At 64.8% G+C, this 24,811-nt stretch carries 17 protein-coding genes; 7 read left to right on the top strand and 10 right to left on the bottom strand.

The genetic code is table 11. The annotated features are described in order from the left end of the window. Positions 1–99: 99 nt before the first annotated feature. The 5 genes from B3D50_RS15150 (at position 100) to B3D50_RS15130 (ending at position 10,291) form a co-directional block, all read left to right on the top strand. Positions 100–3,801, top strand: a complete 3,702-nt coding sequence (locus B3D50_RS15150) for an autotransporter outer membrane beta-barrel domain-containing protein (RefSeq protein ID WP_286952466.1) — start codon at positions 100–102, stop codon at positions 3,799–3,801. A 535-nt stretch (positions 3,802–4,336) separates the two neighbouring features. Beyond that, entirely contained in the window at positions 4,337–4,900 is a 564-nt protein-coding gene (locus B3D50_RS15145) for an RNA polymerase sigma factor (protein ID WP_286952464.1), read from the top strand. Continuing rightward, positions 4,900–5,844, top strand: a complete 945-nt coding sequence (locus B3D50_RS15140; protein ID WP_286952462.1) for a FecR family protein — start codon at positions 4,900–4,902, stop codon at positions 5,842–5,844. The genes B3D50_RS15145 and B3D50_RS15140 overlap by 1 nt, the downstream gene beginning before the upstream one ends. Positions 5,845–5,963: 119 nt before the next feature. Beyond that, positions 5,964–8,666: a TonB-dependent receptor domain-containing protein gene (locus B3D50_RS15135; protein ID WP_286952460.1), complete on the top strand. Its 2,703-nt coding sequence runs from the start codon at positions 5,964–5,966 to the stop codon at positions 8,664–8,666. 62 nt (positions 8,667–8,728) lie between these two features. Next, a complete protein-coding gene (locus B3D50_RS15130; RefSeq protein ID WP_286952458.1) occupies positions 8,729–10,291 on the top strand; it encodes an alkaline phosphatase D family protein in 1,563 nt (520 codons plus the stop codon). A gap of 61 nt (positions 10,292–10,352) precedes the next feature. Here the strand turns inward: B3D50_RS15130 and B3D50_RS15125 are convergent, their stop codons facing one another. Further along, complete coding sequence (locus B3D50_RS15125) at positions 10,353–12,815, bottom strand: TonB-dependent receptor (protein ID WP_286952456.1); 2,463 nt, start codon at positions 12,813–12,815, stop codon at positions 10,353–10,355. Positions 12,816–12,958: 143 nt separating this feature from the next. Here B3D50_RS15125 and B3D50_RS15120 point away from each other — a divergent pair, with 143 nt between their 5' ends. Beyond that, entirely contained in the window at positions 12,959–13,603 is a 645-nt protein-coding gene (locus B3D50_RS15120) for a TetR/AcrR family transcriptional regulator (RefSeq protein ID WP_286952454.1), read from the top strand. A gap of 14 nt (positions 13,604–13,617) precedes the next feature. Here B3D50_RS15120 and B3D50_RS15115 read toward each other — a convergent pair whose 3' ends face one another. The 5 genes from B3D50_RS15115 to B3D50_RS15095 form a co-directional block, all read right to left on the bottom strand. Then, positions 13,618–15,015, bottom strand: coding sequence for an aldehyde dehydrogenase family protein (locus B3D50_RS15115; protein ID WP_286952452.1), 1,398 nt, complete (start codon positions 15,013–15,015; stop codon positions 13,618–13,620). Further along, positions 15,006–16,151, bottom strand: coding sequence for an SO2930 family diheme c-type cytochrome (locus tag B3D50_RS15110; RefSeq protein ID WP_286952450.1), 1,146 nt, complete (start codon positions 16,149–16,151; stop codon positions 15,006–15,008). Before B3D50_RS15110 ends, B3D50_RS15115 begins: the two co-directional genes overlap by 10 nt. Before the next feature lie 8 nt (positions 16,152–16,159). Further along, positions 16,160–17,398 carry a parallel beta-helix domain-containing protein gene (locus B3D50_RS15105; protein ID WP_286952448.1) on the bottom strand — a complete coding sequence of 413 codons (1,239 nt, stop codon included), beginning with the start codon at positions 17,396–17,398 and terminating at the stop codon, positions 16,160–16,162. A gap of 182 nt (positions 17,399–17,580) precedes the next feature. After that, positions 17,581–17,796, bottom strand: coding sequence for a hypothetical protein (locus tag B3D50_RS15100; protein ID WP_286952446.1), 216 nt, complete (start codon positions 17,794–17,796; stop codon positions 17,581–17,583). 170 nt (positions 17,797–17,966) lie between these two features. Then, positions 17,967–18,212: a hypothetical protein gene (locus tag B3D50_RS15095; RefSeq protein WP_269300241.1), complete on the bottom strand. Its 246-nt coding sequence runs from the start codon at positions 18,210–18,212 to the stop codon at positions 17,967–17,969. A 211-nt stretch (positions 18,213–18,423) separates the two neighbouring features. Here B3D50_RS15095 and B3D50_RS15090 point away from each other — a divergent pair, with 211 nt between their 5' ends. After that, positions 18,424–18,711 carry a SemiSWEET family sugar transporter gene (locus B3D50_RS15090; protein WP_286952547.1) on the top strand — a complete coding sequence of 96 codons (288 nt, stop codon included), beginning with the start codon at positions 18,424–18,426 and terminating at the stop codon, positions 18,709–18,711. 3 nt (positions 18,712–18,714) lie between these two features. Here B3D50_RS15090 and B3D50_RS15085 read toward each other — a convergent pair whose 3' ends face one another. Genes B3D50_RS15085 through B3D50_RS15070 form a run of 4 tightly spaced genes read right to left on the bottom strand, consistent with a single transcriptional unit; the run spans position 18,715 to position 24,639 of the window. Beyond that, entirely contained in the window at positions 18,715–19,854 is a 1,140-nt protein-coding gene (locus B3D50_RS15085; RefSeq protein WP_088410911.1) for a hybrid sensor histidine kinase/response regulator, read from the bottom strand. Next, on the bottom strand, positions 19,851–20,426 hold the full coding sequence (locus tag B3D50_RS15080) for a chemotaxis protein CheB (RefSeq protein ID WP_286952443.1): 576 nt from the start codon (positions 20,424–20,426) through the stop codon (positions 19,851–19,853). The genes B3D50_RS15085 and B3D50_RS15080 overlap by 4 nt, the downstream gene beginning before the upstream one ends. Beyond that, positions 20,423–21,247: a CheR family methyltransferase gene (locus B3D50_RS15075; RefSeq protein WP_112999473.1), complete on the bottom strand. Its 825-nt coding sequence runs from the start codon at positions 21,245–21,247 to the stop codon at positions 20,423–20,425. The genes B3D50_RS15080 and B3D50_RS15075 overlap by 4 nt, the downstream gene beginning before the upstream one ends. Before the next feature lie 8 nt (positions 21,248–21,255). Further along, positions 21,256–24,639, bottom strand: a complete 3,384-nt coding sequence (locus tag B3D50_RS15070; protein WP_286952441.1) for a response regulator — start codon at positions 24,637–24,639, stop codon at positions 21,256–21,258. Between the last annotated feature and the right edge of the window lie 172 nt (positions 24,640–24,811).

The raw sequence follows: 24,811 nt of genomic DNA, 5'->3' as shown, positions 1-24,811 counted from the left end.
AAATGCAGCGCTTAACCTTGTAATCTTGTTGTATTTTAACTCTTTCTGTCAAGCGTATGGGCTTCTGATTAGATATTCCTGAGAAAAGGAGTTCTGCCATTGCGTGCAGTCCAGGGGGAGGCGCCGGCTTCGATTTCCGCCCTTGGTTTGGGCGGCGCGCGGAAGAAGGCGCTCTTGAGTTCAGCCTGTCGTCGTCGTGTCGTCTGGGCCGCAGCGGCGACGGTGTTGCTTCCCTCCACGCAAGCGTTCGCTCAATGCGCCGCTGCGCCGGCTACGCTCAGCATTTCCTCCGGTAGCTGCGCGGATTCTGCATTCACTGTGCGCCAAAGCACAGACGCCGCTGCGGTGGTCGAGGTCTCCGGATCGGGAGCCTATAGCGGCGTCTCGGTCGACCTTTCCGCGTTGGGCAGCGGCCACGGCGTGCGCGCTGCCGATGACGGTACAATCTCGCTGATCGGCACGCCGACGGACGGCGTCATGATCAGCACCTATGGCGACGGCGGCCGCGGTCTCTATGCCGATAGTGGCGGGCAGATCACCGGCAGCTATACCTTGGTCTATACGAACGGCGCCGGCGCTTACGGCGTCGAGGCGATCGGAACAGGCAGCGACGTCACGCTGACCGACAGCGAGGTGAACACGGCGCTCGACAACGCGCACGGCGCCTATTCATCGGGCGGCGGGACGATCACCCTGACCCGCACCAGCGTTACGACCTACGGCGCGGGAGCCTCCGCTGTTTTCGCGGACGCGGGGGGATCGATCGCCCTCAACGACCTGAGTACGTACAGCTATGGCGATGACGCCGCTGGCGCGGTCGCCTCGGGCGCTGACAGCACCCTGACCCTGAACAACGCCTACGTAAACGTCTACGGAAGCGGCGGCGCCGGGCTGCTCGCGGCCGATGGTGGATTGATCACCATGAGCGGCGGCGCGATCGCGTCCGGCGATTACTACGGCGGCACGATTACTGCCGACTCTCCGGGCATGCTGGCCCGTGGCGTCGGCAGCCGGATTCTTGCCCTCAATGGCGCGACGTCCGCCACCTACGGCGCCGACAGTCCGGGCCTGTGGGCCGACGCCGGCGGCCGGATCGACTTCGCCGGCTACGGCGTCTTCACCTATCAGCCTAACTCCGCAGGCGCAGCGGCGAGCGGGTCGGGCAGCACCGTCACCCTGACCGACACCATAGTCCGCACTTCCGGCCCTTCCAGCGCTGGCCTGCTCGTCACCGCCGGTGGCGCCGTCACCGCGAGCAACACGGAGATCACGACTGGTTATGGAAGAGGCGGAAGCAATCTTCCGGTACTTCAGTTTCCGAGCGCCGACATAGGCCTGGAGGCCCATGGAGCGGATGTGGTCGGTGCCGGCAGCAGACTGCAGACGCAGAACGCCCGCATCACCACGCACGGCGACGGCGCGATCGGCGTCAAGGTCAGCCAGGGCGCCTCGGCCTCGATCGTCGGCGGCTCTATCACGACCAATGGCGCCGACACAGCCGCGATCGGCGGCGCCGACGCCGTCCGGGCAGCCGACGCTGCCAGCAGCATTTCCTTGTCCGGAACCTCGGTCAGAACGGCAAACATCAACGCCGCTGGCCTGCATGTGATGGCAGGCGGCGTGATCGCGGCCACGGACGTTGCGGTCGCTACGCAGGGAGCGAACGCCTTCGGCGTATCCGCGCGGGACGCCGGCGTCGTCACCCTGGCCAATACGGCTGTCGCCACTTCGGGCGACGCTGCGTTTGGCGTTCGGGCCGGCGATGCAGGGACGGTGCAGATGGCGGGCGGTTCGGTCGAAACCACCGGCGCCGTCGCGCACGGCGTCGCCGCCGTCAACGTCGGCGATCTCACGATTTCCGGCGCGGCCGTCGCGGCGAACGGCGCCGGATCGTCGGCGATCTACCTCGCGGGCAGCGAGGCGAACGCCGTGTCGATCACCGGCGGCAGCCTGAGCGCCGCCGATGGCGCGATCGTCCTTTCCGAAGGCGGGACGGGAGTGGTCTCGATCGGGGGCGGGGCCGTGCTCAACCCTGCCGTCGTCAACGGCCGGTCCCTGCTGGCGCAGGTGAGCGACGACGCCGCAGGTGTGGCCAGCGACCTGACGCTGAATATTGCCGACATGCCGTCTCTGACGGGCGACATCGTCGTCGATGCATCAACCCTCGCCTATAACCTGAGCAACAGTCGCTGGACGGGTGATCAGCGTCTGGCCGGCCCCGGAAGCGCGACCAGCACCAATCTGATCGCTTCGCAATGGACGGGCGATCTGCTCGCCGATTCCGGCAACACCGCCGACGTGTCCCTGGCGCAGGGCAGTCTCTGGACCGGCCTGGCGCGAAATGCGGCCGACATCACGATCGACGCCGACAGCGCCTGGAACCTGACTGGTGATTCCAGCGCGACCGGCGCAGTGACCAACGCCGGCGTGATCCAGTTCCTGGCGAGGCAGGACGGCTACAGTACGCTGACGGTCGGCGGCTATACGGGCGGCGCAGGGAGCCGCATCGGCTTCAACACCTATCTCGGCGGCGACGCCTCGCCCACCAACCTGCTAGTGATCAATGGCGGTCAGGCCGGCGGCACGACCACCATCCTGGTCAACAATACCGGCGGCCCCGGCGCGCTAACCGTGGACGACGGCATTCGGCTGGTCCAGGTGACCGGCGGCGGCGCGACGACGGCCGACGCCTTCACGCTGGGCCAGCGCGTCGTGGCGGGCGCCTATGAATATCAGCTCTTCCGGGGCGGCGACTCCGATCCGGGCGACTGGTTCCTTAGGTCTCATATCAAGAGCGAGGATCCGAATGGGCCCGGCATTCCGATCTATCGGCCTGAGACGCCGCTCTACGCACCTGTTCCTGCGATCGCGCGACAGATGGCCCTTTCAACCCTGGGGACGCTGCACCAGCGCGTCGGTGATCAGGAAAACCTGCGTGGCCTAGTGGAACCGCGGGCTTATGTGAACGGCGCCTGGGGGCGACTGTTCGGGGCGCGGCTGGACAACCGATGGGGCGGAACGGCCGAGGCGCGGGCCGAGGGCGATCTGGTCGGGCTCCAGACCGGGCTCGACCTCTTCCGGCGGGCGACGGACAGCGGCCGCCGCGATCACGTCGGCCTGTATGTGGCCTATACCGACCACGACGCGTCGATGCGCGGCCTTGCACGCGGGATGCGGGATCTGGAGGTGGGCCGCCTGCAAACGGACGGCTCGTCTGTCGGGGCCTACTGGACGCATTTCGGCCCGACGGGCTGGTATGTCGATACGGTCCTGCAGCAGAGCTGGTACGACATGGAGGCGACGTCCCTTTATGGCTCCGGGGCCTCGACCGAGACGACCGGATACACATGGTCGCTCGAGACCGGCTATTCCATCACCCTGCGAGAGAGCTGGCTGGTCGAGCCGCAGGCGCAGATCGTCTACCAGAATGTGCGGGTGGACGGGACGCAGGATCAGTACTCGAGCGTAGACTGGGATGAGGGCGTGGCCTGGACCGGGCGGTTCGGGGCGCGTCTGCAACACACCCGGCGCGACGCCCGCGGGATCCTTTGGCAACCTTATGGACGGATCAATCTCTGGCACGCCTTTTCCGGCAAGGACAGCGTGCTGCTTGGGCAATCCGGCTCCGCTATCGAGAGCCGGTTCGGCCATACGGCGCTGGAAGTCGGCGGAGGCCTCACCGCCCGTGTGAGCACGAACGTGAGCCTTTATGGTCAGGCGAGCCATCGCTGGACGGTCGATGGTGACCGCAGCCGCCAGACGGCTACCGAAGCCGCCTTGGGTCTTCGCATCAACTGGTAGTTGGGCTTGATGACAAGCCCTCCGTTAAGAACTGCAATGCCGCATTTCCGGCTGGACGCCGAAGTCGGGTTCTGGCGTTTAGTGGAAACCCCGCGATCCTGGCAGAATGCGCACGTCGCGCGGGTGACGGTGCGGGGGCTGACGCGGCGGTCGCGGGTGGGCGACGACGGCGGCGCAGGCCAATTGCACGTTGGTTTCGTGATCTCTGACAGGCGGGACAGTTCGACGCCCGGTCGATGACGCGGCGAGCGCCGCGCTCGCGCGCCTCGACGGCGGCGAGCAAGGGCAGGGACTCTTTGGACGTTTCGGAGCTTTTTGATGCTGTTTCCGAAATTGTCGTTAAGTTACTGGCGAAAAAGAATTTTGACAATGTCCTTCGAGAGCTTTTGGAGGGGCTCTTTTTTGGGGGACGGCGTTCCTGACGGTTTAGCTCCGGTGCACGAGCCTTGTCCCGGCCGGCGATTGGCGGGCATATCCGCTGTCGTCGTCCTGTCACGCCTCAACGCTAGTTCGCTGCGCGAACAAAGAGGGCGGCGTGTCAGACATTATCCGATGGGTCGGGCAAAACATCCTGCCGCATGAGGCGGATGTGCGGGCCTGGATCACGCGATCCCGCTTCGATGGCCTCGAGGCAGACGATATCGTGCAGGAAGCCTATGCCAGGATGTCTCGAGCGTGCGAGCCGGAGCGGATCGACAGCCCACGCGCCTATTTCTTCGCCGTGGCCAGGAATGTGGCCTTGGAACATCTTCGCCGCCGCCGCCGATCGCCACTGGTTCCCGTGGAGGATTTCGAAGCGCTGTTCATTGTGGATGATAGCCCCGGTCCTGAGCGCGTGGCGGAAGGGCGAGAGAGGTTGCGTCGGGTTGTTGATCTGATGGAGGCTTTGCCGGAGAAGGTGCGGGAGGTTCTGGTGATGCGTCGTGTGGAAGGGCTGTCGCAAAAGGCCGTGGCGCAGAAACTCGGCGTCCCAGAAAGCACGATCGAAAAACGCACGGCGCGAGGGCTCAAGATTTTAGCTCGAGGACTCGAGCGGCAGGAAGCACAGGTCATTTCTTTCAGCGCCTTGATCGATATGCGCCGTCGAAACGAGCGATAATGGATCAGACCGATAATGTGATCGACCGCGCGGCCGCCGACTGGGCGGCGGCCGCGGCGCGCGGCTTGTCTCCCGAAGAGGAGAGCACGCTCTCGGCATGGCTGGCCTCGGACATTCGATGCCAGGGAGCCTATGTCCGCAGCCAGGCCCTCTGGTCGGCGATGGGGCAGAATGACCTGGATGCGCACACGCAGGACGTCGATCGTGTGGGTGTCTTGCGTCGCGTGCCGGGCCTCTCTCGGCGACGGTGGCTGGCGGGCGGCGCCGCCCTGGCGGCCGCAGCGGCGGGAGCTGCGATGTTGCAGGGCGGGGGACGACAGCGTTTCGGCACTGCGCGCGGGGAGGTGAGGCAGTCGCCGCTCGCGGACGGCTCCAGCATCGCCCTGAACACCGAGACGCGGCTGGTGACCCGTTTTTCCGACGCCCGGCGCTACGTGCGACTGGAGGCGGGTGAAGCCTGGTTCGACGTGGCGGCGGATAGGACGCGCCCCTTCACCGTCGAGGCGGGCGATGCGCTAGTGACGGCCGTGGGGACCGCCTTCACCCTCCGCCGCCACCCGGATCATCTTGAACTGGTCGTGACCGAAGGCGTGGTCAAAGCACGAAACCGGGATGATCGGCAACGGGTCGGCCAAGGATACTCTGCAATCATCCCGCGCGCAGGGGCCATACTGCTGAAGGCGCTGGATGCTGGCGCAGTGCAGCGCAAACTGGCCTGGAGGGCGGGACAGGTCATTCTGGATGGAGAGCGCATGCAGGACGCCGTTGCGACCTTCAATCGCTACAGCGAACGCCCCATCCGTCTCGCCGATACACTGGCGGATCGTCGCATTGTCGGAGTGTTTCGTACTCAGGATGCGGATGGTTTCGCGCGGGCGGCCGGAGAGGTGCTTCAGGTTCCGATTATGATTGGTTCTGATCATATTCAAATCGGCGTCTCTTAAGTTTCATAAATACTATATGAAAAATAGTGGAGGCGTCGTCGTTCTCCATCGTCGTTGGTTCTGAAGCTTACAGCTGCTCAGGATCAAAGATGCTATTTTTCCCAGGACGTAAGGCAATCTTGATTGCCAGTGTTTCCGCCGTCGCCGCCGTTTCGGCGCTGCCGGCTCAGGCGCAGGTGCGTCGCTTTGATGTCCCGGCGCAGGCGGCGCAGAGCGGCGTGCTGCAATTGGGCCAGCAGGCCGGCGTGCAGATTCTGGCGTCCCAGGATGATCTGGCTGGCGTCCGCATCAATGCGGTGCAGGGGGATTTGGACGTCCGCGCCGCAGTGCGCCTCGCCCTCCAGGGTACGGGTCTGCGCATCGTCTCGGATGACGGCCGCACGCTCCTTCTAGGGCGCGGCGATCAGCAGGAAGCCGGGGCTGTGACGGTCGAGGACGTGGTCGTCACCGGTGTGGCGCGCGCGACTGACAAGTTCCGCACGTCCTACGCGATCTCGAGCATCAGCGAGGAGCAAGTCACACGTCAGGCGCCGATGAACACGGCGGATCTGATTGGCCGTCTGCCGGGCTTCTATGCGGAGGCGTCGGGCGGCGAGTCGAATAACAACATCTCGCCTCGCGGCCTGCCGGGCAGCTTCGGCACGCGCTTCATCTCGATCCAGGAAGACGGCATGACCTTCTTTCAGGATCCCAATGAGATCTATCTGAACGGCGACAGCTTCCTGCGCTCGGACATCATGGTCGAGCGTGTCGAGGCGGTGCGCTCAGGACCAGCGCCGATCTTCGCGTCCAACGCGCCGGCGGGCCTGATCAACACCATAACACGCAAGGGAACGGACACGGCTGAAGCGGCGGTGCGGCTGACGCTTCAGGACACAGGCATGCAGCGCCTGGACGGCTATTGGTCGGGCCCTCTGGGCGGTGACTGGTATCTGGCGGCGGGCGGTTTCTGGCGGGTTCACGACGGCTATCGCGATCCGGGTTTTCCTGCAGACAAGGGGGGACAGTTCCGCCTCAATTTGACCAAGCGCTTCGAGGGCGGCGACTTCACCGCTTACGCCAAGGTCATCGACGAGACCAACATCTTCTACCTGCCCATTCCGCTCAAGGATCCTCGTGACGGCAGTTCTCTGGCCGACTTGGTCGATCCGCACACGGGAACCCTGATCTCCAACGCCAATCGTCGCTATGTGCTGCGGACCTTTACGGGGGCGGATGTCGACGACCTTGATCGCGACATCGCCGATGGGCGGCACGCCAAGGCCTTCATGGCCGGCTTCGACTTCCGTCGCGACTTCGGTGACGGTTGGACCATCAACAACAGGTTCCGCTATTTTGACGCTAGCGTGAACCTGGACACCATGTTCACGACGACAGCGCCGCAGGATGCAGATCAGTATCTAGCTGCACGGTTGACCAAGGCGCGCACGGCCTTCGGGGCGGGAGTGGATCGGCTGCAGTTCGTGGTAGCGGATGAGCGTGGCCCTAACGGCGCGCGCGTCGCCTGGGACGCCGCAGCCACGCGCAATCTGGTGATCGAAAGCTCCTATCGATACGTGCCGACTGAAGGGCGCACCGTTTCGGATGAGCTGCAGATCACTCGCACCCTGAGCGGTTTCGGTCCGGGCGAGCATGACCTCACGGTAGGCGGAGGTTTCTCTTACGCTGAACTTTCGCACGCCCGCCTGCTGCAGGACGGCGTCCATGAGCTGAACTCGGACGCCCGTCGCCTGGATATCCTGGCGCTGGACGCCGCCGGCGAGATTCTAGGCTCGCTGACGGACAATGGCTTCCACCGCTACGGCTCTTATTTCATCCGGGGCGAAGCCGAGTCGAAGCAGACGTCCTTCTACATCGCCGATAGCTGGAGACTGAACGAACGCCTGACCATCGATGCGGGCTATCGCCGACAGTGGTATGATCAGACGGGCGTGCGGCAACTGACGGAGACCCGTAATCTAGGTGATCTCGGCACGACCGCCGACGACGCCGTTCAGGGTGACAGCGGTCGGACCCAGACGTTTGAGATGAAGCGCGACAACACCGCCTGGACGGTCGGCGCCAACTATGAGGTGACGCCGACCTTCGCAGTCTTTGGACGCTACACCAACGCCTTCCGCGGCCAAAATCTGTGGGCTGCCGTCACCAACACCCAGGCTCCCGACGACAAGATCACCGGCTATGAGATGGGGCTGAAGTATAATACTCGCCCCCTGCAGCTGTTCGCGACCTTGTTCTACACCGACTTCGACCGGCTCAGCGTGTCGGGACCGACGGTCAACCCCAACACGGGCGTGAATGAAAGCACTACCTATTGGGGCGTCGCAGAGTCTAAGGGCGTCGAAACCGAGTTCGCCTGGCGTCCGAACGCCTGGTTCTCGCTGGAAGGCAACGTCACCTGGCAGCAGCCGCGCCAGAGCGATCTTCAGGAAAGCAAATACGGCGCCCTCGGCGACGCTTACAATGACAAGTTGCCGCCGCGAGTGCCGGAATGGCTGGCCCGTGTCGAGCCGACCATCCATACGACCGTGGCTGGCTATCCGGTGTCCATGTTCACCCGCGCCTCATACGTCGGGGAGCGCTTCGTCGACAGCCTGAACTCGACGCGGCTGCCCGCCTATACGACGGTGGACGCCGGGATCGCGGTGGATTTCGACCAGCTCAGCCTGCAACTCACCGGCTCCAACATTCTGGACGAGTTCGGTCTGACCGAAGGCAATCCCCGCGTCGATAGCCTGACTGGGCAGGGAACGGACGAGGCCATGTTCGGCCGACCGATCTTCGCCCGTCACTTCCGCCTGGTCGCCACTTACCGTTGGTGACACCCGCTGCGCCCCGGGCCCATCCCGGTCCGGGGCGCGCTCCCTCATTTCGAGAGATCGTAATGTCCGCCTGTGATCGCCGCCGCCTGCTGGAACTGTTGAGCATGGGAGGCATGTTTCTCACCGCTGGCCCCGCGCTGGCGCAGCCTCGCTTCATCACGCCGCCTTTCCAGCTGGGCGTGGCGTCCGGCGATCCAGCGCCGGACGGTTTCGTGATCTGGACGCGTCTGGCGCCGGAGCCGCTGGCTCCGCATGGCGGCATGATCATGGCGCCCGTCGCAGTCGCCTGGGAGGTCGCGGCGGATGAGGCTTTCCGCCATGTGGTGCGACGCGGTGAGGCTATCGCTCGGCCTGAACTGGCCCACGCGGTCCACGTCGAGTTGGCGGGGCTAGAGCCGGGGCGTCCTTACTGGTACCGCTTCATCTGTGGCGCAGAGCGCAGTCTGCCAGGTATGTCGCGCACCCTTCCGGCGGCGGGCGCGCGCGTGGACCGGGTGCGTTTCGCCGTCGCCGGTTGCCAGCATTTTGAGGAGGGCTGGTACACGGCCTGGCGGCATATCGCCGAAGAGCAGGCGGACTTCGTCTTCCATTACGGCGACTACATCTACGAGGGCCGTGACACCGGTGGTACGCGCCTCATGAACGGCCGTATCTTCGATCCTGTGCGCCGTCATACGGGGCAGGAAATCTACAGTCTTGACGACTATCGCCTGCGATACGCCCAGTATCGCGCTGACGCCGATCTGCAGGCGGCCCATGCCTCGGCGCCCTGGTTCGTCAGCTTCGACGACCATGAAGTCGACAACAACTGGGTGGCCGACCTGGATCAGGACGGCACGCCGCCCGAGATCTTTCTGCTGCGTCGCGCCGCCGCCTTCCAGGCATTCTACGAACATATGCCTTTGCGGCGCGCCTCGCTGCCGAGGGGCGGGGGCATGCGGATGTTCCGTCGCGCCCAGTTCGGCGACCTGATGCAGGCTCATTTCCTGGACACGCGGCAGTATCGCTCCGACCAGCCGAACGGCGATGGAGACAAGCCTCTGGCTCGGGAAGTGTTCGCCGCGAACCGCACCATGTTGGGCGCCGAGCAGGAAGCTTGGCTCTTCGATGGACTGGCCCGCCGCGAGACACGCTGGAACCTCATCGCCCAGCAGGTGATGATGATGCACCTGAACACTCAACGCGACCCGCTCAAGAGCGAGGGGGTCTATCCGATGGATACCTGGTCCGGCTATTTGCACAGCCGTCGTCGCCTGCTGGATCATATCCACGATCGCGGGCTAACCAATGTCGCGGTCGTGACTGGAGACGCCCACCAGCATTACGCGGCCGATCTTCTCCTCGATCAGGGCGGGGCGCCGGTGGCGTCGGAGTTTCTGGCGACATCCATCACATCCGGTTCAGACGGTCTGGGGGAGACGCCGTTCAACGCCCTGTGGCGGCGGAACAACCCGCACCTGAAAGCCATGCAGGACCGTCGCGGCTATGTGCTGTGCGACGTGCGCCGAGATCTCTTTTGTGCGGATATGAAGATCCTAGATCAGGTGCGAGAGCCCGGCGGACGCCTCTCCACTCACGCCCGTTTTGTCTTGGAGCGCGGCGAGCGGGGTCTCAAGAGCGCATGATGTGGCTCGCTTGCCGAGCTCAGTTTCTGGTGATGCATCGCCGTCCCAAGCCGAGACCCCCTCAGTAGGTGTAGGTCAGGTCGACGCCCCACATTCTGGGCTCGGTGATGTTCACGAACGGGGTGCCCAAGGTGGTGGCGGTGATGTTGTTCACGCCCGTCACATACTGGTTGTCGAACAGGTTGTTGACGTAGAAACCGACCTGGTAGCGCTCGTTTGCGTTGCGCCAGTAGAGACGAACGTCCGTTCGGTTCTGCGCCTCGGATGGATCGAACCAGGGGGTCTGAAGGCAAGAGCCCTGGCCCGTGGACGTCGTGTTGCACCGGCCTTCGCCGCGATAGGCGTGGATCAGCTGCATGTCGAGCGAGCCGGCGGCGCCGAGGTCCCGCCGATAGGAGGCGCCCGCCGCCGCCGACCATAGCGGCTCGCCGGTCGGCTGGCCGGCCAGGTCGCCGTCGTCGGTCATTTTGCGCTTGTAGGTGGCGTCGATGTACTGGGCGTTGGCGAACAGGTTCAGGCCGTCCAGAGGCTGAACATCCAGCTGCATGTCGACGCCCCAGGCGGTGTCGTCGCTGGTCTCGACCAGATACTGCGGCACGCTGGACCCTGCCGGGGTGACCAGCCGGATCGACTGCTTGCCGTCGTAGTCATACTGGAAGGCCGAGATGTTGAGGCGGGCGTTGGGGCCCAGGCTGCTCTTCAGCCCGATCTCGAAATTCTGGACATCCTCATTGTCGAAACGCGAGGCGACCTCGACGCTGTTGAAGCCCCCGGCCTTGTAGCCCTTGGCGTAGGAGAAGAAGACCATGGCGTTGTCGGTCAGGTGATAGTCGGCGACGAAGCGCGGGCTGAGGTCGGACCAGGAATCGGACAACTTGCAGGCCACGCCTTCCTGCACGGTGACGCCGTTGTCGCACTCGACCCCGGCCAGTCCGGACAGGTCGAAGACGAAGTCGGAATACAGATAGCCCAGCGCCGGTCCCATGTAGGTATCCAGCACGAAGTTGACCGTGGGGTCGTTGAGCACGGCGTCCAGTTCGGGCGCGACGCGCGGGCCGTTCAGCCACTGGAACGTCTTCTTGTCGCGGGTATAGCGCAGGCCGAACGTCAGGTTCAGGCGGTCGTTGGCGGCCCAGATGACGTCGGCGAAGAGGGCGGTCGCGTCGAAATCACCCTCGTTGATCATGTCCTCCTGCCAACTGTAGCCGAGGGTGCTGGCGGGGATGCCGGCCATGTCCAGGATCATGTCGGCCAGCGTGAACAGCGGCTGCCCGGCCGCATTGGTCAGGATGGTGTTGATACTGTCGGTGGTGGCGTAGGTGTCGCTGCGCTGTTCGGCGTGTTCGCTGTAGTAGCTGGCGCCGGCGATCCAGTTGAACGCGCCGTGTTCGCCGGCGAAACGGAATTCCTGGTACCAGGATCGGTTCTTTTCGCGGTTGTTGGTGTCGAAATACAGGTCCGGCCGGTTGGTGCCGTCCTCGTCCTCGCGGTTCTCGGTGCTGAAGCGGCGGGCTGAGGTCAGGGAGGTGAAGTCGATGTCGCCGAAGGCGTGGGTGATGGTCAGCGTGCCTTCGTCCAGGCGACGCGTCTCGTGGTTGTCGATGACGTCGTTGCGGATCTTGGCCTTGAACGGATCGAGGTAATCCGCCGGATCGGGCGGGAAGGCCGGCAGGCCGGGCGCTGCGGGCAGGGGGGCGACGCCGATCGCCGGGCGAGCGTCCTGATCGATTTCGTCATGGGTCCAGCTGAGGATCATCTGCGTCTGGGGGCCGACGTCCCAGCGCAGGGCCGCGCGGGCGGCCCAGTTGTCCTCGCGGTCATAGTCCTGGCCGGTGACGTCATCGATGAGCCAGCCGTCGCGACGGTTCACCAGCGCATTGACCCGCAGCGCCAGGACGTCGTTGATCGGCAGGTTGACCAGGCCCTCGAAGCGGCGCTTGTCGTAATCGCCCAGCCGGACGCCGAGGCGCGCCTCGAATTCGTCGCTGGGCTTGTTGGTGGTGATGGACACGGCGCCCGCGGCGCTGTTGCGGCCGAACAGGGTGCCCTGCGGCCCTTTCAGCACCTCGATCCGGGCGACGTCGCTGAACGCCAGCAGGCCGGCGCCCGAGCGCGCCGCATAGACGCCGTCGACATAGACGCCCACCGCCGGGTCAGTGCCGACGCCGAAGTCCGACGTCGAGACCCCGCGAATCCTGTAGTTCGCCTGCGTCGGGCTGGTGTTCGATACGGTCAGGCCGGGCACGAAGGCGGAGATGTCGCCCATATCGTCCGCCGCCAGCGACTCCAGGGTCCTGGCCGTTACGACGCTGACGGTGATCGGGACTTCCTGCAGGCTTTGTTCGCGCCGTTGCGCGGTGACGACGACGTCATCAATCGTCGTGACCTCCTGCGCCCTGACCTCCTGCGCCCTGACCTCCTGCGCCCTGACCTCCTGCGCTCTGGCCAGACCCGGCGTCGCCAGGGCGGCGAGCGCCACGCTCCCCGCAAGCGTCGCCTTCAGACAGTGCTCCATCCTGATCATCGCAGCCCCTCCCAAAGCCCCGTTTTTTCAAACTTTACGAAACAGAATATTATTCCGTTTGACAAGGGGCTGCGCGCCGGTGCGGCTTACAGAAAGGCGTCCAGTCGTGTTAGACGGCCTGCGGACTGGAATGGAGGGCGGCAGTGACCTCGCGCGCGTCGCAAGAAATCATCACCACGCTGGAACGGCGCACTGCACCGATGCAGCAACGTGCGCGCGATCGGATCACTCGCGTACTGGCGGCGACCGAGAAGCTCCTGGCCTCGACCTCCGTCGATACGATCACCACCAGCGCCATCGCGGCTGAAGCCAATGTGCCGGTCAGTTCGATCTATCGCTATTTCCCGAACGTCTTCGCCATCTACAAGGAGTTGTTCGAGACGCTGGTGGCGCAGCTGCACGCTCGCATCGCCGAGATCATGGAAAACCCTCGGTTCACGTCTTGGCGCGAGCGCCATCTGCAGGTCATGCTGATACTGCGAAAGACGTTGGACGAGGATCCCGCCTATCGCCCCCTGTTTCATCTGATGCTGACGACGCGCGAACTGCGTATCGTCAAGGAACAGGCGAACGCCCAGATCGCGGCCTATCTGGCGGCGCGGTGGGAGCAGGGGCTGGACGGCTTCCAGGGCGACGCACCCCTGGCCGTCGCCCGCATGGCCACCGAGATCTTCACCTCGTTCGAAACCCTGACCAGCGGCGAGGCGCAGTCGGAATGGACCGACCGCCTGTTCGCGGAGGCGACCGTGGCGCTGGAGCGTTATCTCTCGGCCTATCTGAAGGACTGATCCGCGCAGACGGCTCAGGCCATGCGCCGGAAAAGCGCCAGCTTGCCTTTGGTGAAGGGCGGATAGCGGATGCTGGCGTCCAGGGCGAAGCCGCGCTTCAGTACGGCGCGCCGGTGGCTGAAGGCCTCGAAGCTGTAGCGTCCGTGGTAGGCGCCCATGCCGCTGGCCCCCACGCCTCCGAACGGCAGGTTCGGATTGGCCATGAAGATCACGGCGTCGTTGATGGTCGCCGAGCCGGATCGCGTCGAGGCGATGATCCGGTCCGCCGTCGTCTTGTTCCGGGTGAAGGCGTAGAGCGCCAGGGAGGGCGCGCGGGTGTTGATGGCCGCCAGGGGTTCGTCCAGCGTCTGATAGGGCAGGACCGGCAGGATCGGGCCGAAGATCTCCTCGGCCATGACCGGCGCATCGGCTGCGACATCCGTCAGGATGGTCGGCGCGACATAGCAGGCGTCGACATCGGCCTGGCCGCCCGTGACGGCGCGGCCGTCGGCCAGAAGGTTCTGCAGGCGTGCGGCGTGGCGCGCGTTAATGATGCGACCGTAATCCGGGCTTTGCCGGGGATCGGGGCCGAACATGGTCGTGACGGCGCGCTTCAACTCGTCCAGAAGCCGGGCCTCGACCGAGGCGGCGACATAGACGTGATCCGGCGCCACGCAGATTTGGCCTGCGTTCAGGAAGCGGCCCCAGACGATGCGCCGGGCGGCTACCGTCAGGTCGGCGGTCTCATCGACGATGCAGGGGTTCTGACCGCCCAGCTCCAGCACGACCGGGGTCAGATGACGGGCCGCCGCCGCCATGACGATCCGGCCGACCCGCTCGCCGCCGGTGTAGAAGATCAGGTCGAACTGCTGGTCCAGCAGGGCCTTGGAGACGGCCGCGTCCCCTTCGACCACGGCGAAGGCGCGCGGGTCCAGATAGCGTTCGACCAGTCGTTTCAGAAGGGCGGAGGACTGGACCGCCATCTCCGAAGGCTTGATGACGGCGCAGTTGCCCGCCGCGATGGCGCCGACCAGGGGGGCCAGAACCAGCTGGAAGGGATAGTTCCACGCCCCGATGATCAGGGTCACGCCGTAGGGCGCCGACTCGATGAAGCTCTTTCCGGGCTGGATCGCCAGGGGGGTGCTGGTCCGCTGGGGGCGGCTCCAGCGGGCGACGTGGTTGCGCGCGAGCGCCGCCTCGCTGGAGACCAGATCGATCTCGGCGGTGCAGGCCTCGGCGAACGGCTTGCCCAGATCGGCCTTCAGCGCAGCGGCGATCTCCGCCTCGTTGTCGACCATCATCCGCTCGAGGGCGGCGAGCTGGGCGCGACGCCAGGCCAAGTCGCGCGTCAGGCCGCTGTCGAAGGCGGCGCGCAGACGATCCATGATCGCGGCGATCTGGGGGGCACGAGCCTGGGCCGAGTCTAACGACATGATCCCTCCAATGAATCGATCCAGAAACGGATCAGGGCCACGCCCTCGTCATGGCGGGTCGAGCGGCCGATCTCGGGCATCATGACGGCTGGATTGGTCGAAGCCATGCGGTAGGCGAGGATCGATTCGTCCGCCTTGCCCGGCACGATGTCGAAGCGCAGGTTTCCTGTGCCCGCGCCTGCTGCGACGGGCGGTTTGCACAGGCCGGCGGAGCCTGACAGCGGCGAGGCCGCGTCCAGGTAGAGCCCTGAGGTGGCGGCCGCTCCCTTCGGGTTGTGACAATGGCCGCAGTTGACGTCGAGATAGGCTCTGGCGCGCGCTTCGGTCGGCGCGGCGGCGTCCGTCCAGGACGCCTGAAGCGGCGCCTGACCCGGATCGGCGACGCCTTTCAGATAGCCCATGGCGGTGAGGCGGCTCAGCTGGTTCTCCGACCCGTCCGAATAGGCGAAATCGCGGTTGAGCAGACGCGCCTTGGGGCCGATGGGCTGGATTTCGCGGGTGGCGACATTGGTCGCATGGCAGGCGGAGCACTGGGTGGCGTTGGGAACAATGTAGGAGAACGCTTCGTCCTCGCCGTCCTGACGGACCATCGTCAGGGGCACGACGGCGCCGATGCGATGCAGCACGGCGTCGGTCTGGGCGTCGTTCCACAGATAGGTCAGGGCGGTCCAGCCCTCCGCCCGGCGGATCAGCAGGCGGGTCTCAATCATTCGCACGTGTTTCAGCTTCAGGCCGTCGCCGTCGTGAAACCGGCTCGGGTCGGCCTGCTGAAGCACCCGTCCCTTGGCGCCGGTCTGATAGAAGAAGGTCTTGGTGATGACCGTGCCGACCGGGAAGGCCAGGGGGCCGTCCGCCGTATAGTCGGCCGCGACGCCGGGCGGCATCCAGATGGTCCGCAGCTTCTGCGCATAGTCGGTGAACAGCGGCGTGGTCAGGTCATAGGGCGTTACGCGCGCGCCCAGGATCAGGGAGCCGTCCGACACCTGGACCATGCCCCATTCTCGGAGCGACTTGGGGTTTTCGATGTCGAAGTAGGTGGGTTCGGCCAAGGCCTGAACCTGGCCCTGGGGCCTGGAGCAGCCTGCCGCTCCGATCAGGAGCAGCAGGCCGAGCGCGAGCAGACGAAGCGGGGTCATGGGCCGTGTCAGGCTTCCGGCAGGACGACGGGCGAGAGGCGGGGCAGGGTGCACCGATGCGGCGTCATGTCGGTGTTCGGATTGGCGTATTTGTTCGGCCCGTCGACGTTGAGAATCCCGGCGTCGCCGTTGTCGATGCAGATGCGCAGTTCCGACGGCAACTGGCCGTTCACCAGCCGCTTGGGATTGACGTAACCGTCCCACAGGATGTCGGGGAAACGGCCGGTCGGACCGAATTTGGCGATGCGCAAGGCCTGGAAGTCCATGCCGTCCGGCGCGTTGCCGCCGCCGCTGAAGCGGTTGTCCTTGATCAGGATGGCTTCGGGGTAGGGGTCGAAGTCCGCGCTCATGGCGCTGTCGGAATAGCCGGCGGAGAACAGGGCCGAGATGATGATGTTGGCCGTCTTGTTGTCGGCGATGTCGTTGTCGAAGATCTCGACCTGATCGTTGGAGTTGACGATCACGCCCGTGCCCGCGGGCACGCTGGCGACCGGGGTGCCCGCGTGGCCGAAGTTGCGCGTGTTGTTGGCGATGGCGCGGTTGTTGTAGACGCGCGTCCGATAGCCGGCCTGCTGAAGCTGGGGCATGTTGAAGACCAGGATGCCGCCGGTGTTGTTGGTGGCCAGGTTTTCATAGACGTCGGCGTCGATGCAGTTCTCGATCTCAATGCCGGCGACGTTGAACTCGGCTCGGTTGCGGCGGACCACCACATTCTGTGACTGGCCGACATAGATGCCGGCGTCGGAAGCGCCGATCGCCACGCTGTCTTCGATCAGGACGTTCTTGGTCTGGACGGGATAGATGCCGTAGGCGCCGTTTTCCGTCTTGGGCCCTTGGGTCCATTCCGTGCGGACCTTGCGGACGATGATGTTCTCGCCCTTGTTGATCTTGATGGCGTCGCCCTTGGTGTCCTCGATCGCCAGGTTTTCAATGGTGAAATTGCTGGCGGTGACCAGCAGACCCTGGGCGCCGGCGGCCTGATTGCGGAAGTTGAGGATGGTCTTGTCCATCCCCTGGCCGCGAATGGTCACCCCGTCGACCACCAGGCTCAACTCTGTGTCGATAGCGAAGACGCCGGCGGGGATTTCGATCACCGCGCCCGGCTTGGCGTCCATCAACAGCTCCATCAGTTCGTTCTGATAGGTGGTGTTCGCCTTCGCGAGGTCCGTGCCTTTCTCGGTCGGTTTCGACCCGCAGGCGCTCAGAAACAGTATCGCCGCGACCGGCAGCCAGATGCGCATTTTCATGATGTCCCCTCCAGAACGCTCGTGAGTGTTCGCCCAGCCGGAGATTTTCATAAGGTTTCTTGTACGGCAACAAGAAAATGAAACTGTTTCTGTTTTTGGGTCCGCAAAATGCTCCATTGGGGCGATGTCGATCGCCGGAAAAGAGCGTGAGAGCCGTATCAGCGGCCCTCACGCCAGGCTGCTTAAGTGCCCGTGCCGAAGCCTTTGGGGCCGCCGGCTCCGGCGGCTCCATCGCCGCCTGTTGAAGGCGTTGCGTTTCTGTCGGCGGGATTATTGTTCGCCAAGGGGTCTTGATTGGCTCCGGTCTTCCGGGCCTGACGGCCGGCCTCGACTTCGCCCTTCAGATCGGGAGCGTCGGCTTGATCACGGTTCGGGTCGTTGGGTTGGACGTCGGTCATGGTGATCTCCTGTTGGTGGAGTAAAGCCAATCAGCAGGCGCTGAGCCCGTTCCTGCGGTCCCGCTACACGATAAGTTTTGACGGGGGGTCGGGAACCTCAGCGCGATGGCTCTTCTCGCGGGATGCTGTTCCGTAATTTCCGGTGCCGAAGCTGATGAAGAGGACGAGGGTCAGAGACGCGCCCGCGCCTTTTTCAAGCGTTCCTGCAGAGCCTTCCGCTGCGCCTCGTAGGCCTGTCGCTCATCGTCGCATCGCGTGCGCAGGGCTTGCAACGCCTCATCGCATCGTCGCGTCGCCTGGCCATGCATGGTGTCGAGGTCGTCCAGGGCGAGTTGCGCCTTCTCGACCTCTGTTCGGTCAGCCGCGCCTGGTTGTTCCGCCTTGGGGGCGCCCTTGTCGCAGGGGGGCTTGATCATGGTCTTCTCCTTCTGGCGTCTGGAGAGAAGACGAAGGGAAAGGTGATGTTCCCTTTCGCGTCGGGGCGGATGATGCACGGCCCTCGGTCAGGCTTCAGCCTCCGTCGACGTCATCCAGCGGGCTCGGACCGTTCGGCGTCATTCGACGATGCTTGCTTTGAACGGGCGGGAGACCCTTGGAACAGCCCTGCAGACGTCACGTTGGCTGATCATGGCTGAAGATGTCGCAAACCTAATAGGCTCGGCTGCTGCGCTCTGCTCAATCAGCAGTTTTGCGCCTCAGGGCTATAAGATCTGGAGGGAGCGTGATGCGTCGGCGGTCAGCCTGAAGACCTATTCGCTGACCGTCAGTTGTTTCATTCTGTGGACGATCTATGGCGTCATGGTCTCGGCTTGGCCGGTAGCGTTCGCCAACGCCTGCGCCTTGTTCATGGCGTCAGGCGTTTTGCTCATGAAATGGCGTTTCAGGGATGGAAAGCCGAGCGCGACGCCGTCCTGAACATCACGCGGCGATGGGCAGGCGCACCGTGAAGCAACTGCCCTGACCGGGGCCTTCGCTGGCCAGTTCTATCGCGCCGTCATGCATCTCGACCAGTTGTTTGACCAGCGCCAGACCGATGCCGAGGCCCTCCCGCGAACGATCGTCGGGGCCTTTGGATTGGGTGAACAGATCGAAGATGCGACCTTGCATGTCATGCGCCACGCCCACGCCGTTGTCGGCGATGTCGATCCGCACGTGGTCCTGATCGACGTCGGCCGAGACGCGGATCTGACCTTCAGGCGGCGTGTATTTGGCGGCGTTGGTGAGCAGGTTGCTGACCACCTGCGAGAGGCGCGTGAAGTCCCCTTTCAACCACAGGGGCTGGGCAGGCAGGGCGACCGTGAGGTCATGCGCCCCGGCCTCGATCTTGGGGCGACTCGTGTCGACAGCGGACTCGATGATGCTCTGCAGGCTGATGCGCTCGCGCTTGAGGGAGATCTTGCCTTGGTCGATCCGGGCGACATCCAGCAGATCTTCGATCAGGCGTGAGAGGTGGTGGGCCTGAACCTCCATGCGCGCGTGGATGCCGGCTTTCATTCGCTCGTCAGACTGACGCTCCAGCAGTTGAAGACCGGCCCGCAGAGCCATGATCGGATTGCGCAACTCATGGCCCAGCATGGCGATGAAGTCGTTCTTGCGCCGATCGGCGGCGCGCAGGGCGTTGGCGGAGGCTTCCAACTCGTTGCGTTGGGAGAGGATTTCCATCCGCTGGCGATAGAGGTCGATGAAGACCTTCGCCTTGCTGCGCAGGATGTCCGTTTCGACCGGCTTCTGGATGAAGTCCACCGCGCCGGCCTCGTAGCCCCTGAAGCGACGCTGCAGGTCCGCGCTACCCGCCGTGACGAAGATGATGGGGACGTGGCGCGCGTTCACATTGCCGCGCATGAACTCGGCCAGCTGGAATCCGTCCATGCCCGGCATCTGCACGTCCACCAGCGCCAGGGCCACGTCGTGAACCAGCAGTAGCTCCAGAGCCTCGTCGCCCGAGCGGGCCTTCAGGCAGACCACGCCCTCGCGCTTCAGCAGCGCCTCCAGCGCGAGCAGGTTCTCTTCAAGGTCGTCGACCAGCAGAAGATGGATCGGCTGTTCCGGGCTGGTCATGCTTTTCCGAGACCTTTCAGATGTTCGGCGATGCGTTCGAGCGGCAGGGCGAGGGCTGCGTCGCAGGCGTTGCGGGCGGCCTGGGGCATGGCCTGGGCGTAGGCGGCTGCGGGCTCCTCCACCAGGGCGATCCCGCCCGCAGCGGCGACGGCGCTCAGTCCTGCGGCGCCGTCCTCATTGGCGCCGGTCAGGATCACGCCGGTGAGGCCGGCGCCGTAGGCGTCCGCCGCGCTCTCGAACAGCACGTCGATGGAGGGGCGGGAGTAGTTGACGGCTTCGTCGGAAGACAGGGCCAGATCGCCGTTGCTCTCGACCAGCAGATGGTAGTCCGAGGGGGCGAAATAGACCACGCCTGGACGGGCGGTCTCCTTGTCTTCGGCCTCCTTGACCTCAAGCAGGCATTTGGCCTCGAACAGAGGGGCCAGGACGTTGCCGCGGTCGGCCGGGACGTGCAGGACGATGAAGATCGGCCAGGGAAAGTCCGCCGGCAGCGTCGGCAGAAGAGCGAGCAGCGCCTGCACGCCTCCGGCGGAGGCGCCGATCGCCACGGCCCGGTCCGGGGACGGACTCACGGTTCGCGTTTCCTGTAGATCTTCTCCGCCGGGACGAATTCTGAAAAGGCGGCCGCATGGCGCGAGAAGCGCAGGTTCTCCTTTGATCCGATGCCCAGAAAACCGTTGCGCGCGAGGGAATCCTGGAACAGGCCCACCGCGCGATCCTGAAGGCCCCGGTCGAAATAGATCATGACGTTGCGGCAGGAGATGAGTTGCATCTCGGCGAAGACGGCGTCCGTGACAAGGCTGTGGTCAGAGAAGACGACATTGGCGCGCAGCGACTTGTCGAAGACCGCCCGACCGTAGTCGGCCGTATAGTAGTCGGACAGGGACGAGCGGCCGCCGGACTTCTGATGGTTCTCTGTGAACTTGCGAATGCGATCGAGGGGATAGATCCCGGCTTCGGCGGCGCGCAGGGCGTCAGGATTGATATCGGTGGCGTAGAAGAGGGTGCGGTCAAACAGGCCTTCCTCGCGGAAAAGGATGGCCATGGAGTAGAGTTCCTCTCCAGCGCTGCAGCCCGCGATCCAGACCTTGAGCGAAGGATAGGTGCGCAGGTGGGGCAAAACCTGCTCGCGCAGGGCGCGGAAATAGTCGGGATCACGGAACATCTCGCTGACCTGAACGGTCAGGAAGGCGAGCAGACGCGGCAACATTTCGGGGTCGTGCAGCACGCGTTCCTGCAGGGCCGTCAGGCTCGGCATGCCGAAATGGCTGCGCGCCTGAAGCAGGCGGCGCTTGATCGACGCCCGCGCATAATGGCGGAAGTCATAATGGTAGCGTTGAAACAGCGCCTCCAGCAGAAGCCCGATCTCGATGTCCTCGATCTCGTTCGTCATGGCGGAACTCAGCGGGGCATCCAGACGCGGACTAGGGACAGCAGCTTGTCCACGTCCAACGGTTTAGCCATGTAGTCGTTCGCACCGGCCGCCATGCAGCGTTCCTGGTCGTCCGGCATGGCCTTGGCGGTCAGCATCAGCACCGGCAGCGTCTTCCAGCGCGGATCCTTTCTCAGCTCGCGCGTGGCCGCCAGACCGTCCATGACCGGCATCATCACGTCCATCAGCACCAGGTCGACGGCCTTCGACGGGTCGGTTGAGGATCGCTCCAGGGCCTCAAGCGCCTCCTTGCCGTTGCGGGCGATCTCGATCATGGCGCCGCGCGGTTCGAGGACGTTGGTCAGGGAGTAGACGTTGCGGACGTCGTCCTCGACGATCAGAATCCGACGCCCCTCCAGCACGGCGTCGCGGTTGCGGGCCTTGCGGATCATATTCTGCTGTTCGGGCGGCAGCTCCGACACCACCTGGTGCAGGAAGAGGGACACTTCGTCGAGCAGGCGTTCCGGCGACTTTGCGCCCTTGATGATGATGGAGCTGGAATAGCGCCGCAGCTGCTGCTCGTGATCGGGTGATAGATCGCGCCCTGTATAGACGATCACCGGGGGGAAGCCGTGACCGCCTTCGCGGCTGAGGGTCTCGAGCAGGGAAAAGCCCGACGCGTCCGGCAAGGTCAAGTCCAGCACCATGCAGTCGAAGGTCTGGCTTCTGAGTTGTTCCAGGCACTCGGCGGCCGTGCCCACGCCTACGGTCTCCACATCGCCTGAGGCTAGCAGGCGGCTCACAGCGTCGCGCTGGACCACGTCGTCCTCGACGATGAGCACGCGACGCACGGTGCGGGTCAGCTTGTCCTCCAGGGTGCGCAGAACCTCGGCGAGATCTTCGCGCTTCACCGGCTTGACCAGATAGCCGATGGCGCCCAGCGACAGGGCGGTCTGGCTGTGATCCTCGGCCGAGACGACGTGGATCGGAATGTGGCGGGTGTCGTCGTCGCGCTTCAGCACGTCCAGAACGGTCAGGCCCGACTGGTCGGGCAGGCCCACGTCCAGCACGACCGCGCTGGGGCGATGGCGCTTGGCCAGCTTGAGGGCCTCCTGCGCCGTGCCCGCCACAATGCACTGGAAGCCCAGTTCGCGGGACAGGTCGCGGACGATGGCGGCGAAGCGGTCATCATCCTCCACCACCAGCAGCAGCCGGCGCGTCCCTGCCAGATGATCGCGGTCGTCCTCTATGCTTGCCGGCACATGAGACAGGCGGCGCTCGGAAGGCGCGTCCGATTGGGGCGAAATTTGCGGGGCAGGGGCGGGCGTTTCACGAGAGGCGACCTGCGCCGCGTCATAGGCGCGCGGCAGAGAAAGGGTAAAGACGCTCCCTTCGCCCAGACTGCTTTCCAGCGTTATCCGTCCGCCCAGCAGACGCGCCAGTTCGCGCGAGATCGACAGGCCCAGGCCCGTGCCCCCGTATTTGCGGCTGATCGTTCCGTCAGCCTGTTGAAAGGCATCGAAAACGCCCTTCTGCTGCTCGGGCGATATGCCGATGCCGGTATCCGATACGGCGAAGGCGACCCTGTCGCCGGGCTGGGCTGATATGCTCAGCTTTACCGTGCCGCTTTCCGTAAACTTGAAGGCGTTCGACAGCAGGTTCTTGAGGATCTGCTCCAGCCGCTGACGGTCGGTCTCCATCAGGTCGGCTCCGGCGTCCAACTCGATGTCGAAAGCCAGGCCGCGATCGTCCGCCACAGGCTGGAAGAGTTGGCGCACGTCTTCGGTCAAACGCTGCATCGACACCGCTTCGGGGCGCGCCTGGATGTGGCCGGCTTCGATCTTGGACAGGTCGAGGATGTCGTTGATCAGGGCCAGCAGGTCATTGCCGGACGACTGAATGGTGCGAGCGTAGTTGACCTGCTCCTCGGACAGCGTTCCCTCCGGATTGTCCGCCAGCAGCTTGGACAGGATCAGCAGCGAGTTGAGGGGGGTGCGCAACTCATGGGACATGTTGGCCAGGAAGTCGGATTTGTACTGGCTGGCCTGCTCCAGTTCGCGCGCCTTCAGCGTCAGAGCCGAGGCGCCGCGCTCCAGATCGTCGCGCTGAGTCTCCAGAAGTTGGGCCTGCTCCTCCAACTGACTGTTGGTCTGCTCCAGCTCCGCCTGTTGCTGCTCGAGACGCACCTGGGATTCCTTCAGCGCGCGGCCCTGCTCCTCCAGCTCTTCATTGGAGACGCGCAGCTCTTCGCTCTGGACCTGGAGTTCCTCGGCCTGGCGCTGGGTTTCCTCCAGCATGTTCTGCAACTGCGCGCGGTAGCGGGCGGACCGCAAAGCCGTGCCTATGGCGGGGCCGGCCTCTTCGAGCAGCGCCATGAGCCGTTCGTCAGGCGCGTGCAGGAAGCCGAGCTCCAGAACCGCATTGACGGCTCCGTCCGCCCGCGCCGGGGCGAGCACCAGGTGCCGAGGCTTGTCGCGGCCCAGAGCCGAACCGATCGTCAGATAGCCTTCGGGCACGTCGGACAGGGTCAGAACCTGACCTTCAGCCGCCACCTGACCGAGCAGTCCCTCACGCAAGGCGAAGCGCTCTGCGATGGGCGCGTCAGACGGCACGCCGAGCGCGGCGATGCGCCGGTAGAGGCCGCCTTCGCCCTTGAACAGGGCGCCGGCCTGCACGCCGGCATAACGCCCCAGATAGGCGAGGATATTGTCCGCGAGCTGTTCCAAGGACTGATCACCCATCATGGCGGCGGCCAGGCCGACCTGCCCTTCGTGCAGCCATTCCTGGCGGGCGCGCGCTTGCGCGCTGCGGCGGATCAGGGTGAAGACGACAATCGTCAGCGCCGCTCCCAACAGGCCGGAAAGCACGCCGCTGATCAGCGCCGTCCGATAGGCGGCGTCCATTTCGTTTAGGCGCAGTTGGCGCACCCGCTGCTCTTCCTGGCGCAGGAGCGTGATCTGGGCGCGGACCGCATCCATCTCACGCTTGCCCTGGTCCGTCGCCATGCGCGCCAGGGCGGCTTGCATCCCCTCGGTGCGGCGCGCCTGAAGCGTGGCTCCCAATTCAGCCATCTTGGCGTCGATGTGGCGTCGCAGTTGGCGCAGATGGGCTTGCTGGGTCGGGCTGCCCTTCGTCAGCTCGCCGACGTCGTCCAGGCGTTGCGCCAAGTCCCTGCTCGCGGCTTCATAGGGCTGCAGATACTGAAGGTCGCCCGTCAGCAGATAGCCGCGTTGCCCCGTCTCCGCATCCTGAGCGGCGGACAGCACTTCATCGACCGCGACGATTACCCGGTGTGTATGGATGATCTGCTGGTTGTTGGCCCGCAAGACTTCCACGTTGCGCCAGGCGATGACGCCGGTGGCGAAAAAGAAGGTGAGAACAAGGGCCAGCCCCAGCGTCGCCCAGGCTTCCATCTTCGAGCCCGTGGACGGGCGACGTGGCGATCTCATCAATCTGCAAAACCTTGGCGAGCCTCGGGAAACACCCTGCCTACAGGCGGGAGCGACCCGTGCAATAACCTATGCTGGACTCATCGCACAGGCTTGGCGAAGAGCGAGGCTGGGGATCGCGCGTCCTGTGTTCAAG

Origin of the sequence: Brevundimonas sp. UBA7507 (assembly GCF_002478355.1) — a bacterium.
Taxonomy (GTDB): Bacteria; Pseudomonadota; Alphaproteobacteria; order Caulobacterales; family Caulobacteraceae; genus Brevundimonas; species Brevundimonas diminuta_D.
The sequence above is the reverse complement of the archived record's forward strand: the minus strand, read 5'-3'. Positions and strand labels throughout refer to the sequence as shown.